The following is a 15,489-nucleotide window of genomic DNA, read 5'->3' on the forward strand; positions in this document are numbered from 1 at the left end:
ACAGCGCCGCCGGAGTGAGTACCCGGCACCTTCGGGCGACCTCACCGGCCGAGGATGGCATCCGCGTGCTCCGCGTGGCCGGCGCCGGGCAAGGCTTCGGGCCAGGCGGGGTCGGCCAGCGGGGTCCGGCGGTGTCGTACGGCCGAGTTACGGAGCTGCATGGTCGCCTGGGCGAGGTAGGGGGTGTCCGCGAGCCACCGGAGCGCGTCGTCGCGTACGGGGTCGTGGCGGCGCAGAGCCACGGCCAGGTCGAGGACGTTGAGAAGCATGCGCTCCGGCCCCCCCGACAGTCCCCGCACGAGCCGCTCGAGGTCGGCGTAGCCGGTGGTGCGGACCAGGTGTCTGAGGGGGTGCGGCCAGCGATGCACCATGCTCCTGACGTGGTGGCCTTCGTGCTTGCCCTGCTGTGCCGTCCTAGCGGCGACTAGGGTGGTCAGAGTGACCGCGGCGGAGGGCTCCACCAGGCACAGGCGTTCCACGAGGAAGCCGGTGGTGGAGATCACGGTCGTGGTGTCGGCGGCGCGGACAGCTTCCGTGGCCATCTCGATCGTGTGTGCGCGTTCGGCCGTCTCGCTGATGGGTGCGAAGCGGCACAGGCAGTGGAAGCGCAGTGCGGCGGCGGTGGGTGCGCGGCCGGCCTGGGGGTGGCCGGCGGGGAGCTGGGCGATCGACGCCAGCGCAGTGTCCAGTTTGTCCCAGCCCTCCTCGCCCGCCGGGCCGGCGAGTTCGCTGACGCCATGGGCGTTCCAGCGGGCCAGGGTCTCCAGGCCGGACCTCCACTGCGTCGGGTTGAGGTACTCGGTCAGCAGGTCGGCCTGTGCGGTGAGGGAGGGCCGCTCGGCGGCGCGCATCCAGACCAGGTCACCCCATAGCCGAAGCGCTGCCTTCTTGGTCTTGTCGTCGGGGAAGGCCTGTTGCCCGGTCCACAGCCGTTCGCACCAGTCGGCGAGTTCGGGGCCATGACGCATCAGCAGGGTGTGGGCGATGTCGACGTGGGGGTGGTCGGCGGCTTGGCTGACCAGCTTGGCCAGCCAGGGAATGTCGGCCAGTGCGACCTCCTCGTCCAGGGCGTGCGCCACGAGGTCGGGGTGGGCCGGGGCATGGTCGCGCAGAGAGGCGTGCAGGATGGTGTTGACCGCGTTGCGCTCCGGCTTTTCCCAGGTGCCGCCGTCGGCGTAGGACGGCCAGTCGTTGGCCCCGCGGGACAGCTGTTGGGTGCGTTCCTGTTCCAGGGCCCTCCATCGTCGTAGGGCCTTCGACTCTCGCCCGCGACCGGTGGTGTCGGTGGCCGCCATCGGTGCGAGGAGGCGGGTGGCACTGTCACGCACGAGGAACACGCGGTCGAGACGGGCCGATTGCCAGCCTGCACCTCCGTCCCACGCGTCCTTGACGACTTCCCGAATCTCGGCGGCGGGCAGGGGATGCAGGCCGCTGGCGGCGAAACGGGCCGCGCGGTGCGGGCGCGTGCCTGGTGCCCGATCGCACATTTCCTTCAGCTGCCGCGCGCACCAGCTCCGAGCGGAACGGGTTCCGGGCTCGTCGCCCGGTGAGCGGAGCAGTTCGGGCAGCAGGGTCTCCGCGATGTCGTCGATCTGGTCACTGACCCCGCAGCGTGCCACGGCATGGTCCAGGAACTCGGGCACACCGCTCTCGGCGGTGCGCAGGCGGGTGCCGAGAGCGGCGACGCGCGCCCGGATCCGCATCTGCGGGCCGTTGAAGACGCCGCCGACGCCCACGAGTTGGTCGAACACGGTGACGTGCGGCGCATCAGCGAGGGTCTCGGCCCAATGGGCGGCGAGCAGGAGATGGGCCTCCTGCTGCTCGCGCTCCTCGTTCTCGTAGCTCTCGCCGTCGGCGTCCTGACCGGGGCCCGCCAGCACGGTACCGAAGGCGGTCCCGGCCTTGCGGACGAACGCCGCGGGGCGGTTCTGGCGGCGGATCCGGTCCGGATTGCCGAGCTTCTCCGCCAGTGCGGCGGCGCGCTCGATGAGCGCATCCCAGCCGCTGAGGTGGCGGTGGGCGCTGATGGGCGGGATGCACTGCCACAGCCAGCGCGCGGAACGGTGGTGCTCGGCGAGATCCAGCAGCTGGGCCATACGCGCGGCAGCCCAGTCCGGCTCGGCCGAAGCCATCGCCGTGACGAGGCGCACGGCGTGGTTGCCGTGGCTGGTGGCCTCCTGCACGGACAGGCCCAGCAGCCAGGACCACAGGCAGGTCTGCGCAGGGCAACAGCCTCGTGACGCGCCCGCGCCGGGTGCGCGGTCGATGCAGTCCTGGGGACGGATGCACAGGTCCCGCAACAGATCCCTGACCGCTGTGGCTGCTCCTCTTCCGTCATCCTGCCCGTCCATGCCCGCGAATCGGCACAGCAGGTCAAGGGCCTTGCGCCGAACCTTTGGAAGCTGTTGCTGCTGGAGGACGACGAAGAGGTCCTCGGTGACGCGCCGGGGGTCGGTGTGATGGTGAGTGGGCAGCAGCTCCATCATGGTGGTGACGAGGGCGAGCGGCGCCTCGGGCAGGAAACGGTGCACCATCACCTTGACCGCGTGCGGTACGGAGGGCAGCAAGGCGTAGGCCCTCAGAGCGGTGACCTGGAGGTAGTGGTTGTCGCTGGTGACGAGCCGTTTCATGAGATCGGCGGCCGCAGGACGGGCCGCCTGTTCGTCCCGGACACCTTGCACGATCGCCTGCTCCGCGATCACGGAACGCAGGAAGTCGTCCGGGGTGGCCTCCAGCCGCTGACCCAGCCGTTCAAAAATGTCAGGCTGCTGTCGGGTGTTCACCAAAGACACCAGGCAGCGCCCGGCCGCGTACTCGTACAGCGTCTGGTGGAAGAACCGGGTGCTCGAACCGTCGTGGCCGCCGCTGCCGGTCAGGACGTTGCGGCGATGCAGGGCGGCCAGAGCGGCAGGGGCGGTGACGGACAGCGGACGCGGAGCCGCGGTACCGAGCAGCCGGACGGCTTGCGCCGAGGCGACAGCGACACCGCCGTCATGGAGCATGATCCTCGCCACGCCCTCGGCCGCCGGTGACAGATCGTCGGCGTCAACGATGCCAGCGCTGCCGTGGCGGCGGTCGCCGACCACGCGCTTCGTCCAGTAGGCGTCGTACAGGCCCGCGGCGTCGATCTCCGTGGTGGGCACCTGAGGGGCGTAGACCTCGAACAGCATGCGCAGGGTCAGTGGCCGGGCCACGACCTCCCGCATCGGCAGACCACGGACGGCGGCACCGATGACCGCGTCGTACGCCTCGCGGCGACGTGATGCTGTCTGACCGCGGTAGTAGTGCGCGCAATACGCGTCGACGGCGTGTTCGGCCTCTCCGCCGAAACGGAAGTCGCCCAGCTCCTGTACGGCGGACGGTGTCGTGCCGAGGACGTCGTACAAGAGGTCCTGGTCACGAGTGCGGCAGGAGATCACCAGCGGCACCCCGTACTCCGCGCAGCAGTCGACCAGCTCGCGGCACACGGCCCGCCCGTGATCGTCGGCCAGCAGCACGTCCGCGCTGTCGAGGAGGACGACCACTGATGCGCGGTACATCGGCTGGTGCAGCAGTCCGTCGAAGAGAGTCAGCAGGTCCGTCGTCTCGCGGGGCAGCAGCAGGTCGTCGGCGCGGAGCAGCAGCGGCTGGCAGTGCACGCGCCGTTCGCCGTCCTGGGGCTCTCCGTCCTCTCCGCTCCGAGGGCCCGGGAGGGAAGAGCGTCCGGTGAGCCGCGTGGTGAGGTTCCACAGCAGGCTCGTCTTACCGGTGCCGGGTTCGCCCAGTACGAGTTCCACACGGGGCGCCCGGTTGGATCGGGCCAGGCCGGTCAGCAGCCTACGGGCGAGACGCTCCTCGCAGCCCCGGGTGATGTAGACCTGGCTCAAGCTGACGTCGGCTTCGTCACTGAGCCGGTCGGCCGCTCTCAGCGCGGCCGAAGTGGCCGCCTCCAGCTCCTTTTTGCCTGCCCAGCCGCCGCCACCTGCGGTGCGGGACGGCGGCAGTAGCTGGCCGGCCTTCTTCAGCTCACCGGGCTGGGGGCCCAGGATGTAGCCGCGGAAGGGGGGTTCCGCGCACAGATGGGCCACGGCTTCCACGAGTGCCTGGCGGTCACTGCCCAGTTCCGCGTCCGGTTGTCCGAGGTCCGCGTACAGCCTCTGGAACGTCACGGGGTGCACGACCGTCATCCGGCCGGGCAGACGGGGTTGGCCGTTTCGTTCGCGGGCCTCGCGATCCTTCCTGAGCTGTCGGCGAAGCAGTTCCCGCCAAGCGTCCGACGCCTGTTGCTCGTCCAGTTGCTGCTTGGCGCGCAACAGGCCCAGCTGGTGGTCGATCAGCTCCTTCAGCAGCCGTGCCGCCCTGACGCCGGGTGCGGTGCCGGGGCTGCTGTCCCGGCCGGTCGACCGCGGTGTACGCCGTGTGCTCCCTGATGCCATCGAGACCCCCCATGCCATACGGAACGCCAGGGTAGAGCAGCGTAACGGCCGCGCGGCGACACCTTGTCTGCGCCGGACCTGGATTTCATTTGGTCCTCTCCGCTCTGACCAGCGGGTTTTCCTTCTCCCCAGAAGCTCACCCCGGAACGCTTCGCCCCCTGCGACGCCCTCAGCAGCATCGGTCACACGCCGGCTTCCACCGGGGTGTGGCCACGCCTCGCCGATCGACACCTGGTGAGGTACTCATGTTCCGTCCGTTCCGTTCCGTCCTCTCCGCATGCGCGGGGTGCCTCCGTCGACTCACCGGCTGCGGCTCGCCGCTGCCGTCCGCTCTGCGCCGCTTGCTGGACAACGCTCCGGCTTTCGCCGAGCTGTGGACTCACCCCGTTGCCAAGCTGGTGACGGACCTCCTGCTGGACAAGGGTGTCCGGCTCTACGTGCTCGTCGTCGCCTCCCTGGTCCGGGCACGCGTCCAGGCCTGGTACGCGCGCCTGAGTCACAGAGGCTGACATCTGCGGTCGGCGCATGAGGCCCCTCGGGCGGATCTTTCTGACACAGGATCGCTTCCCCCAGGGGCCTTACGCCCACCCGGGCTACGAGGATGCCGAGTTCGGTACGGCACGCTTCACGCCCACGGACAGGGCCGACGGCTCCTGGGAACAGCGCGCCGTGGCGGCGGTTCCACGCATCCGTGATGCCTTCCCGAGGAAGCCGCTTCCAAGTCTGATGACCATCACGGGTTCCGGGAAGCCTTGTCCGGCTGTGCATCCGGGGGCGTGGGCATCCCGGCGTCGGCGAGCGTCGTGCGCATCCTGCTGGACGCCCACGACGGCCGCCGGTCGTGGGTCGGGGGCCGGGGCTCAGTCGACGGTGAGAGTACGCCGTACCGGGCGGTGGCGACGCGGATCCAGGCCAGTGCGCACTGCAGGGCGGCCTCCTCACGCGTCCTGACCGGGCCGCCGCCGGCCGTGAACGATCCAACGAGGCGGTGGTTCCAGCCGTTGCGCCCGGTCCGGCCGGTACCGCCGTACGAGGGCTCCACGTGCCCCAGTACAGTGCCGTCCTCGGTGACCAGGTTCCACCGGTGGGTGTCGCGGTGGTCCGCCGCCTTGACCAGACGGGCGCTGCCCGCGGTGGCGCGGGCCGCCTTCTGCGACAGCCGCTTGTGCCGAGCCGGTGCAGTGAGCCGTTTCCAACCTGACGGGTGGTTGGGCCGGCAGCCCCGGCGGCGGGCATGAAGAAAGCTCTTGGTAGACGGGTTCACGACCAAGATCACCAGTCCGCCAGGAGCTTTCGCGTGCTTGTCTACCCGTCCGGCGTCGATCTGTCCAGCCGCACCCTGCAATACCTCTCCGGTCTTCTCGCAGGTCATCGCCGTCGGATCGGCTCCCGGTGGCGTCGTCTGACCTGCGGCCGGCAGGCCCTGCTCGTCCTGGCACATCTGCGCTGCGGCGACACATACGCACGCCTCGCCGCGGGCTTCCGTATCGGGATCGCCACGGCTTACCGCTATATACGCGAGGCCGTCGACCTCCTGGCCGCCCTCGCGCCCACGCTGGAACAGGTCATGACGACTGTCCGGAAGAAGGCGTACGTGATCCTCGACGGCACCCTGCTGCCGATCGACAGCATCGCCGCAGACCGGCCGTACTACTCCGGGAAGAAGAAGCACCACGGGATGAACGTGCAGGTCCTCACCGACCCCGCCGGACGCCTGATCTGGGCCTCGGACGCACTGCCGGGAGCCACCCACGACCTGACCGCGGCGCGGGCCCACGGCATTCCCGCCACCCTCGCCGCGGAGGACATCAAGTGCTGGGCCGACAAGGCGTATCAGGGCGCAGACCCTGCGATCCGTGTTCCGATCCGGGGCAAGAACCTGCGCGGCTGGCGCCGACGTCACAACCGGGACCACGCGAAGATCCGCAGCCTCGGTGAACGCGCCATGGCGATCCTCAAGTCCTGGCGGCTCCTGCGGAAGCTCCGCTGCAGCACCACCCAGATCACAGCAGTCGTCCGAGCCGCCGTCGCCCTCGAACTCGCCGCCTGATCAAGATGGAAAAGGCTCAGCGTCTTGAATCTGGCCCGCTTGGATCTCAACCTCGTCGTTGCCCTGCGTGCCCTGCTCGAGGAACGCAACGTCACCAAGGCAGGGCGACGCGTCGGCCTCAGTCAGCCCGCGATGAGCGCTGCCCTGGCGCGGCTGCGCAGGCACTTCGACGACGAGCTTCTTTCCCGGGCGGGGAGCCAGTACGAACTCACCGCGCTCGGCCAGGTCCTCCTCGACCGCACCGCCACCGCCTACGACGTCCTCGAACGGCTCTTCACCAGCCAGGCCGCCTTCGACCCGGCCACCGAGACCCGGGAGTTCCGCCTCGTCTCCTCCGACTACGCCGTCGACGTCTTCGGTGTCGAACTCGCCCGCCCCGTGCACCAGGAGGCGCCGGGCATCCGCCTGCGCCTCACCCGCACCCCCGCCACCGTCGTCGACGACACCGAGAGCCTGCTCAGCGCCACCGACGGCCTGCTGATGCCCCACGGTGTCATCAGCGGCTTCCCCGCCACCGACCTCTACGACGACCGCTGGGTCTTCGTCGTCGCCGACGACCACCCCGACCTCGGGGACCGCCTGACCCGCCAGGACCTCGCCCGTCTGCCCTGGGTCACCTACCAGCGCACCTACGACGCCCCTGCAGTCCGTCAGCTCGGCATGCTCGGCATCGAACCGCGCGTCGAGGTCTCCGTCGACAGCTTCCACGCCCTGCCCGCCCTCGTCGCCGGCACCCGCCGCATCGCCCTCGTCCAGGCCCGCCTCGCCCACCGCCTCGCGCCCTTCGGCGGCGTACGCGTTCTCGAACCGCCCTACGAGGCCGTTCCCCTGCGCGAGGCCCTCTGGTGGCACCCGGTCCACACCCACGACGTCGCCCACACCTGGCTCAGGGACATCGCGGCCGGGGTAGGTCGCCGCATGGTCGATATGCCCGCCTGAGGTCCATCCTTCGCCCCTGGAGACCACCGACGAGGCGGGGGCGCCTCGACCGACTCGCGTCCACCCCATGGATCGGATCCATCGGAAACGCGGATGATCCGAGGGATGGGCAGCTCGTCCATCGGCACGCATGGTCGAGGCACATCCGCCCCGTCCGCACCCGCCCGGGCTCATCGCCTCTGACGGGGAGCCCTTTACGCTGCCTTGGAGCGCCGTCACGCCCGCCCCCGGTCGCGTCCCAGGCGCGGATCTCGCTCACGACGCGCTCGGCGAGGTCGTCGCCGTTTTCGCCGTGGCCGATCACGCCGACCTCCCAGTACCGGCCCTTATCGTCCTCGCCCTCGCGGATGGTCAGGTACGCGAGCGATCCGCCGTCGAGGGCGGCCATGGAGCCCCACCCGAAGTGCGGGGTGAACCCGGGGCGCTGGCGCGGCAGGCGGGAGAGGCCATTGGGCAGCACGCAGGCCAGGTACAGGTACGGCCACTCCCACGCGGAGCCCTGGCGGAACTTCACTCCGGTGTAGAGCTTGGTCTGCCGGTTCGCTCGCCGTCACGAACCCGGCCGGGAAGCCCACGCCCCGGTCGGGATCCGTGGCCACCGTCCGGGACGCGTGGGTCCGCCTCGTCGACGGTGCCCTGGTGCCCGCCCGCGATCGCAGCGTCGCCGTATCCAGCAAGAACTACCGGTACTCGACCAACCGGGTATCAGGCCGCGACGAGCTCCTGCTCGCGGGCCGGCGTCTGGACCGTGGGCTTCTTCTTGTTCGGCAGCGAGAGCCGGAAGACCTTGCGCCATGCGGAGAACACCTGTTGGGGCAGCGGCCCGGTGACGTACTCCAGCTCGTACTTCTCGAACAGCGCGCGCACCTTCACCGCGACCTCGGCGTAGCGGTTGCTCGGCAGGTCCGGGAACAGGTGGTGCTCGATCTGGTGGGACAGGTTGCCGGTCATGAAGTGCATGGCCTTGCTGCCGCTGATGTTCGCCGAGCCCATCATCTGGCGCAGGTACCACTGGCCGCGCGTCTCGCCCTTGATCGACCGGCGCTCGAAGACCTGCACGCCCTCGGGGAAGTGCCCGCACATGATCACCGAGTGGGACCAGAGGTTGCGGACCAGGTTGGCGGTGAACGTGGCGGCGAGCGTGGGGAGGAACGACGGGCCCGACAGCAGCGGGTGGATCACGTAGTCCTTGAGCACCTGCTTGCGGATCTTGCGGCCCACGGCCTTGGCCCGCGCGCGGAACTCCGGGTTCTTGCGGCGGCGCTTGCTCAGGTTCCTGCCGAGCTCCAGGTCGTACGCCGCGATGCCGTACTCGAAGAAGCAGGCGTTGATGAAGTTCCACAGCGGCTGGCCGAGGTGGAAGGGATGCCACTTCTGGTCCTCGTCGACGCGCATGATGCCGTAGCCGAGGTCGTTGTCCTTGCCGATCACGTTGGTGTACGTGTGGTGCAGCTCGTTGTGCGAGTGCTTCCACTGGTCGGCCGGCGAGACGTGATCCCATTCCCAGGTGGTGGAGTGGATCTTCGGGTCCCGCATCCAGTCCCACTGGCCGTGCAGGATGTTGTGGCCGATCTCCATGTTGTCCATGATCTTCGCCACGGACAGACCGGCGGTGCCGAGCAGCCACGCGGGCGGGAAGATCGAGAACAGCAGCACGCCCCTGCTGACCAGCTCGAGCTTGCGCTGCGCCGAGATGACCTTGCGGATGTAGGCGGCGTCCTTCTCGCCGCGGCTGGCGATCACCTCGTCGCGGATCGCGTCCAGCTCGCGCCCGAGCTCCTCGATCTGCTCCGCGGTCAGGTGGGCGGTGGGGTCGATGGCGGTCAAGCTGCTCCTACCGTTCGATGTCGCAGGGGCCCGCCGCGGCGGACACACAGGTCTGGATGAGGACGCCCGGCTCGGCCTCGGTGATCTCGCCGGTGCGCAGGTCGCGGACGGCACCCGCCTTGAGCGGCGTGACGCAGCCGAAGCAGATGCCCATGCGGCACCCGGAGGGCATGAGCACGCCGGCCTCCTCGCCGACGTCCAGCAACGGCGTGGCGCCGCCCGCGTCGACGGTCTTGCCGCTGGCGCTGAACGTGACCTCGCCGCCGTCGCCGGTGACGACGATGCCGGGGCGGAAGCGTTCGGTGTGCAGGCGCTCCGGTACGCCGTGCTCGCTCCAGTGCTTTTCGGCGGCGTCGAGCAGGCCCGCGGGCCCGCAGGCCCAGGTCTCGCGCTCTGCCCAGTCGGGCACGAGTTCGTCGAGACGGGCGATGTCGAGCACGCCGTCCGTGTCGGTGTGCACCTCGGTGAGCCGCAGCTTCTTCTTCGCGACCAGGTCGTGCAGTTCGGAGCGGAAGATCACGTCCTGCGGCCGTGGCGCGCAGTGGACCATGACGACGTCGTCGAACTCGGTGTCGCGCAGCATGCCCATCACGGGCGTGATGCCGCTGCCGGCCGTCAGGTAGAGCACCTTGGCGGGCTTGGTCTCGGGCAGCACGAACTCACCTGTCGGCTGGTCGAGCTGGATCAGCGTGCCCGGTTTCGCCCTGCGGACCAGGTGGTTGCTGACCTTGCCGCCCGGGATCGCCTTCACGGTGATCGTGACGCGGCCGTCCTGGCGGTGTGTCGGTGAGGTGAGGGAGTAGGCGCGCCACAGGCGCACCCCGTCGACGTCGACTCCGATCCGCACGTACTGACCGGCCGTGTGGCCGCGCCAGCCCCGTCCCGGTCTGATCACGATGGTCGCGGCGTCAGGCGTCTCGGGGTGCACGGCCTCGATGCGCCCCCGCAGGTCAGCGCCCGCACGCAGCGGGCTGACCAGGTCGAGGTAGTCCGACGGCAGCAGCGGCGTCGTGACCATCTCCAGCATTTTCCACGCCCTGCTGCGGAGGGCTGCACTACTCATGACTCCAGCTTGCTGCGCCTCAGGGCGCAAAGTCCTGACCGTACGATGTGAATCTGGTCGCCTAGATTGTTCGCAGGAAACAAAAATGAGCCATGCAGTCCAGAGGGCCAGCGAACTGGCCCTGGACGAGAGAACGGTCACCGCACTGCGGGCCGCGCTGAGGACCACCGCCGACGAGGTCGTCCAGGCGATCATCGACGAGGTCCCTCCCTACGCAGGCGCCCTTTCGGGCAGCATGGGCGGCACCATCCGCCGAGCCGTTCGCACCGCCCTCGGGAACTACCTGGACCTCGCGAGCGGGAACGCCACGGGCGGCGACGGCGGTGACGCGGCCTACGAGCTGGGCCGCGGCGAAGTGCGCGACGGCCGTTCGATGGACGCCCTGCTCAGCGCCTACCGCGTCGGCGCCCGCGTGGCCTGGCGATGCCTGGCAGCGGGCGCCGTGTCCGCAGGGCTGCCCGCCGCCGAGGTCGCCAAGTTCGCCGAGCTGACCTTCGCCTACATCGACGAGCTCTCCGCCGCGAGCGCCGCGGGCCACGCCGACGAACTGGCCGCCCGGGGCAGGGCCCACGAGCGCCACCTGGAACAACTGGCCCGCGACCTCCTCGCCGGCGCGAGCCCGGACGTGCTGCTGGCCTCTGCTCAACGGGCCGGGTGGCAGCCTCCGGTTTCGCTGACCGCGGTCCTGCTGCCCGCCGCCCAGGCCCGGCCTGCCTACCGCGTGCTCGACCCGAGCACCCTCGTCCTCGACGATCTGCCGGACGCCACCGGTGTGCTGCTCGTCCCCGATGCCGACCGATCACGTCTCGTGCGGCAGCTGGCCGACCGCACCGCCGTGGTGGGCCCGGCCCGGCCGTGGACACGTGTGTCGGCCTCGTACGCACGAGCCGTACGCGCGCGCTCCCTCTCCCCCGGCATTCGCGACACCGAGGAGCACCTGCCCGAGCTGGTGCTGAGCGCCGACATGGACGCTTTTGTGGACCTGCGTGCCCGAGCCCTCGCACCGTTGCGGACCTTGCCCGACACGACCGCGCGGCGGCTGGAGGAGACGTTGCGGGCGTGGCTGCTGCACCAGGGCAGGCGGGACGAGGTGGCGGCGGCGTTGTTCGTCCATCCCCAGACCGTCCGGTACCGGATGTCGCAGGTGCGGGAGTTGTTCCCGGATCTCGCATCACCGCACCGGCTCCTCGAACTGACGCTGGCGGTCGGTCTTCGGGGCAGGTGACGCGTTCCTCGACCGTCCACGGCCACATCGGGGGGCGGTCCGGGAATCGCGCCTCAGCCGTGTCCGCCCCTGGAGGTGCCCAGCTGCCGCTACCGACGCGCGCGCCGAACGCGTACGGGCCCGCGCGTCTCCGTCTCCACGACGGGCCGGCCGCCCTGCGTCACCTCGACCTCGCCGTCGTTCACCAGCTGCCATGCCGCGCGGCGGACCGGTTCCAGCAGGGCCCGCCAGCCGTCGTCATCACCCCCGTAGGCCGCGCGCGCCGCGTCGGACGGGACAGATCGACGCGATGTCGGCACGGCGCTCCAGCAGGCTCATGATGGCCTTCTCCAGCCGTTGACCGAGCTGCCGGTCCGTCTCTTCCACGCGATCCGGTGTGCCGGAGGGCCTGTGCGGACGGCAGGACGAGTCGCCGACCGCACCGTGGCGGTCCGGTTCGACCGAAGTGCTTCCGGATCCGCTCCGCGCGATCTACTGGAGGCTGAGCGCTCACCCGCACGCCCGCGGTCCCGTCGTGCCCGCGCCCGCGCGTGGGCGGCTCTCCGGCCGGTCGGTGCCCGCTCGGCGCGAGGCCCGGGCCCTTCGCGCCGGTGGGCCATCGCGCCGTCGTCACGGCTTCCCTCTGCTCTCTGCGAGGCCGTCCGCCCCGTCGGCGCGAGTGCCCGGCCGGCGGACGGACCGCGGTCCCCCCGACCGGCCGGGGCGAGTTCGGCAGGGGGCCGCCCCGGAGGGGTGGACGCGGGCAGCCAGGGCGGTGGCCAGCGCTTGCCATACGTGGGCGGCGAGGCCGGCGTACCTGGACTGGGTGGCCTGTCGTGCGAGCTGTTGGAGCGCGGCGACGCCCTCCTCGACCCGGCCCGCGTGGATCGCCAGCCGACCGTCGAGGACCGACAGCCGTACCCGGTCACGGTAGGGGAGACGCAGGTCCTCCTCGGACAGCACGGTCCGACTGAGCAGGGCGGCGTCCTCCAACCGGTCCTGTGCGAAGGCGAGATGAGCCTGGAGGGCGTGCAGTTCCTGAAGCTGCGCAGGCGTGCCGGTCAGATCGAGGACGGAGGCGGCCTCTGCCAGCCACTCCTCCGCGGCGGCCACCCGAGGCGGTGACATCTGCAGGGCCGCGGCGGCGGCGGCGGTCCGCAGCCGGGCCCACGCGGTCAGGTCCTCCCGTCTGCCCTCGAGCAGACCCAGGGCCTTGTTCAGCCGGGCCATGGCGGCCGCGTCGTCGCCCTTGCAGCTGCTGACCACGGCGGCCGTCCACAGGGCCTCGGCCGCTTGTACGGCAGAGGCCCGGGGCAGCAGATCGCGGTCCAACTCGTCGACGTGCCGCGAGGCCGCCTCCCAGCGGCCGAGTTCCGTCTCACTGTTGATCAGCTCCAGCATGGCGGCCAGGGTGTCGGGCACGCACAGGTGCGCGGTGCGGGCGAGGGAGAGCGCCTCCGTCGCCGCCGATTCCGCCGTGTCCAGGTCGCCGATGGCCCGTGTGCAGCGCGCGTAGCGGACGAGTGAGCGGGTGTGGAGGTCGGGGGCGTCCAACGAGCGGCTCAGCGCCAGGAGTGCCAGCAGGTGTGTGCGCTCCAGTTGGCGGTCGCCGTCGCGATCGGCGGCTTGGCTGAGCAGCCACAGGGCCTGCCAGCGGGCGCCGGGGTCCTCACCGGGGTCGTCCTCGACCGCGCGGCTGAGCGCCGCGGTGCTGTCCGTCCCGGGCGGCGCCGAGACCACGGCGGCCAGCACTCCGCTCAGGGACCTGTCGTCCTGCGGGCCGGTCAGGGCCGAAGCGTCGACGCCGAGTCGCTGGGCGAGGTAGGCCACGGTGCGCTCGGTGGGTCGCCGGTCGCCGGACTCCAGGCGTGACAGGTGTCCCGTCGACATGCCGTCGCCGACGACGTCGGCCTGGCTCAGGCCGCGTGCGGTCCGGAGTCTTCTGAGCCGACGGCCGAACTGCGGCTGGTCGAGCATCTCCCTCCTCGGGTCAGGTGGCCCGGTCGGTGCGGTATCCGTGGTTCCGCTTGCCCGATCGGGCATGTGGGTTGTCAGCACTTTAAGGAGCGCGACAAGGGGCGACAAGCCGTTTGGCGTGGCGGGCGAGTGCATTCCAGCGGGCAGCGTCCCGGGCCGGCGGGATCGTTGGCGACGGGGTTCGCAGAGCCCGAATTCGGCCCGCTCGCAGATGAGTTGACGCGTTGCTCAGGTCACCTGGCAAACTCTTGTCTCAAGGGTTGTCTCCCTTTAATCTCGAAGGAGGTTTCCCCCGAGCGATCCCCTCTTTGTCCCGTGGAGGTTTTCGTGCTCCCCATGGCCGAACGCACTTCTCATCTCGGCAGGGCTTACGTGTCGCCCGCCCGGTCCTCGGGCGGCCCGTGGACGGGACCGCACCTCGGGCTCGGACAGCAGTGATGACAACGTTGCCCGGCAGACCCGGATGACGGTCGCCTCGGCGCCGTTCTCTCCGCTCACCTGACCAGTTCCCGGCTCCCATGGCCCGCTGCCGGCCGGGAACGACGCGGAACTCCGGCTCCGGCCACCGGCGAGGTGGCGCATGCCGTCACCGGGCGCTCGTCGACACCCAGGTACAGCGCATCGGTCCGTTCCGCGTCCGTGACACCCTTCCCAGCCCCCCCACGCGCAGGAAGAAGGACGGTACGTCCGTGGCCACCACGAGTTTCCCCGACGCCTCGCCCAGCAAGAAGAAGACCGCAGCCACAGCTGTTCCCGCCCGCCGCGACCTGATCGCCGCGCAGGACCACGTGACCCCGGCGGCCACCTGTACGGCCCACCTCTCCCCGCGGGACCTCGCGGTCATGGCCGCGGAACCCGAATTCGCCCGCCAATTCGGCCTGAGTGCCGAAGAGATCTGCGGACGCGGACTCCTCGAACTGCTCCGTTCCCCGACCCCGGGCCATTTGCGGGAACAATGTGCCGCGCTTTCCTCGGGGCGTAGCCGGAGATTCAAGCAGAAGGTGACGGGCCGGGACGGCGACGGCCGTGGTTTCCATGCCGATATCACCGCCATCGCCGTCAGGCAGCCCTCGGGTGAGATGGCCAGTGTCGTCGTCCTCCTGCGCCGGACGGCGGAAGCGGCCACCGGCGGGCCCGTGCTCAGCGCCCTCGACGCGCAGGTTCTGGAAGGTGTGGCGAGCGGCGATTCCACGGTGCAGTTGGCCTCCCGTCTGTATCTGAGCCGCCAGGGCGTCGAGTACCGCGTCGGACAGATGCTGCGTCGTTTCGACGCACCCAACCGGCCCGCCCTCGTGGCGCGGGCACACGCCCTCGGTATGTTCGCCGCGGGGCAGTGGCCCCCGCGTGTCCTCCCGGAATGCGTGCGGTAGTGCGGAACGGGGCCTGCCGGGCCCCGCACGGCGGCCGTGGCGGAAACACCGCCACGGCCGCCGTCGTAACGGTCCGGCCCCCGCAGTGGCCGGACCGGCCTCACGCTGCCGAGGGCTGCCAGGCTTCCTGGAACCGGCGGCGGGCACGGAAGAGACGGGAACGGACGGTGCCCACGGGCAGGGCGAGCACCTCGGCCATCTCCTCCTCGTTGAGCCCGTAGACACGCAGGGTGAGGACCTGCCGGTGCGCCTGCGACAGGCGTTCCAGTACGTCGCTGATGTACACCGCGTCCATGGGATTGGTCTCCTGCTGAGCTTCCGCCTCGGAGCACCAGCTCTCCGTGCCGTAGCGCTTGGCGGTGCGGACGGCCTCCCGGGCCGACACGGAGCGCACCCAGCCGTAGAACGCCGCCGGTTCGCGCAGGGATCCCAGGCCGCGGTAGACGGCGAGCAGCGCCTCCTGCGTGGCGTCGGCGCCGTCGTCATGGGTGATGGACCGGCAGACACGCGCCACGAAGGGCGTGATGGCGGTCAGCAGGTGGTTCATCGCGTGCTCGTCGCCCGCCTGGGCTCGGGGGAGCAGCGTGAGGGGGGAGGGGAGTTCGCTGACGGTCGTCATGACGGACAGAGGTTCCTTACGGCCG

Annotated in this window: 11 protein-coding genes and 2 pseudogenes; 6 read left to right on the forward strand and 7 right to left on the reverse strand. The window is 70.6% G+C overall.

Translation table 11 applies throughout. The features are described 5' to 3' along the window. Nucleotides 1-41: 41 nt before the first annotated feature. Nucleotides 42-4,415 carry an NACHT domain-containing NTPase gene (locus JHAT_RS19380; protein ID WP_143660460.1) on the reverse strand — a complete coding sequence of 1,458 codons (4,374 nt, stop codon included), beginning with the start codon at nt 4,413-4,415 and terminating at the stop codon, nt 42-44. Between the two features lie 341 nt (nt 4,416-4,756). Here JHAT_RS19380 and JHAT_RS34695 point away from each other — a divergent pair, with 341 nt between their 5' ends. After that, a complete protein-coding gene (locus JHAT_RS34695) occupies nt 4,757-4,924 on the forward strand; it encodes a hypothetical protein (protein WP_171990978.1) in 168 nt (55 codons plus the stop codon). Between the two features lie 224 nt (nt 4,925-5,148). Here JHAT_RS34695 and JHAT_RS34385 read toward each other — a convergent pair whose 3' ends face one another. Beyond that, nucleotides 5,149-5,679, reverse strand: a complete 531-nt coding sequence (locus JHAT_RS34385; protein WP_143660462.1) for a hypothetical protein — start codon at nt 5,677-5,679, stop codon at nt 5,149-5,151. A gap of 33 nt (nt 5,680-5,712) precedes the next feature. Between JHAT_RS34385 and JHAT_RS19395 the strand changes: the two genes are divergently transcribed. From JHAT_RS19395 to JHAT_RS33935, 3 genes and pseudogenes are all read left to right on the forward strand, one after another. Then, a complete protein-coding gene (locus JHAT_RS19395) occupies nt 5,713-6,465 on the forward strand; it encodes a transposase family protein (protein ID WP_077799478.1) in 753 nt (250 codons plus the stop codon). 24 nt (nt 6,466-6,489) lie between these two features. Beyond that, entirely contained in the window at nt 6,490-7,404 is a 915-nt protein-coding gene (locus JHAT_RS19400) for a LysR family transcriptional regulator (protein WP_077799479.1), read from the forward strand. Between the two features lie 615 nt (nt 7,405-8,019). Then, nucleotides 8,020-8,103 (forward strand): annotated as a pseudogene (locus JHAT_RS33935) (IS5/IS1182 family transposase); the annotation flags it as partial. Nucleotides 8,104-8,109: 6 nt separating this feature from the next. On the opposite strand, the gene JHAT_RS19410 reads toward JHAT_RS33935, so the two are convergent. After that, nucleotides 8,110-9,231, reverse strand: a complete 1,122-nt coding sequence (locus tag JHAT_RS19410; RefSeq protein WP_077799480.1) for an acyl-CoA desaturase — start codon at nt 9,229-9,231, stop codon at nt 8,110-8,112. Between the two features lie 7 nt (nt 9,232-9,238). Then, on the reverse strand, nt 9,239-10,249 hold the full coding sequence (locus JHAT_RS19415; RefSeq protein ID WP_107481966.1) for a ferredoxin reductase: 1,011 nt from the start codon (nt 10,247-10,249) through the stop codon (nt 9,239-9,241). Between the two features lie 130 nt (nt 10,250-10,379). Here JHAT_RS19415 and JHAT_RS19420 point away from each other — a divergent pair, with 130 nt between their 5' ends. Further along, complete coding sequence (locus JHAT_RS19420) at nt 10,380-11,519, forward strand: CdaR family transcriptional regulator (protein ID WP_077799482.1); 1,140 nt, start codon at nt 10,380-10,382, stop codon at nt 11,517-11,519. Nucleotides 11,520-11,608: 89 nt separating this feature from the next. Here JHAT_RS19420 and JHAT_RS19425 read toward each other — a convergent pair. Together JHAT_RS19425 and JHAT_RS19430 are read right to left on the reverse strand one after the other, a co-directional pair. Beyond that, nucleotides 11,609-11,837: pseudogene (locus JHAT_RS19425) on the reverse strand (DUF3253 domain-containing protein). 291 nt (nt 11,838-12,128) lie between these two features. Then, a complete protein-coding gene (locus JHAT_RS19430; protein WP_077799483.1) occupies nt 12,129-13,475 on the reverse strand; it encodes a helix-turn-helix domain-containing protein in 1,347 nt (448 codons plus the stop codon). A 689-nt stretch (nt 13,476-14,164) separates the two neighbouring features. On the opposite strand from JHAT_RS19430, the gene JHAT_RS19435 reads away from it, so the two are divergent. After that, a complete protein-coding gene (locus JHAT_RS19435) occupies nt 14,165-14,845 on the forward strand; it encodes a PAS domain-containing protein (RefSeq protein WP_077799484.1) in 681 nt (226 codons plus the stop codon). 100 nt (nt 14,846-14,945) lie between these two features. Here JHAT_RS19435 and JHAT_RS19440 read toward each other — a convergent pair whose 3' ends face one another. After that, nucleotides 14,946-15,464, reverse strand: a complete 519-nt coding sequence (locus tag JHAT_RS19440) for an RNA polymerase sigma factor (RefSeq protein WP_077799485.1) — start codon at nt 15,462-15,464, stop codon at nt 14,946-14,948. Between the last annotated feature and the right edge of the window lie 25 nt (nt 15,465-15,489).

Origin of the sequence: Streptomyces sp. JHA26 (genome assembly GCF_002005565.1) — a bacterium.
Taxonomy (GTDB): domain Bacteria; phylum Actinomycetota; class Actinomycetes; order Streptomycetales; family Streptomycetaceae; genus Streptomyces.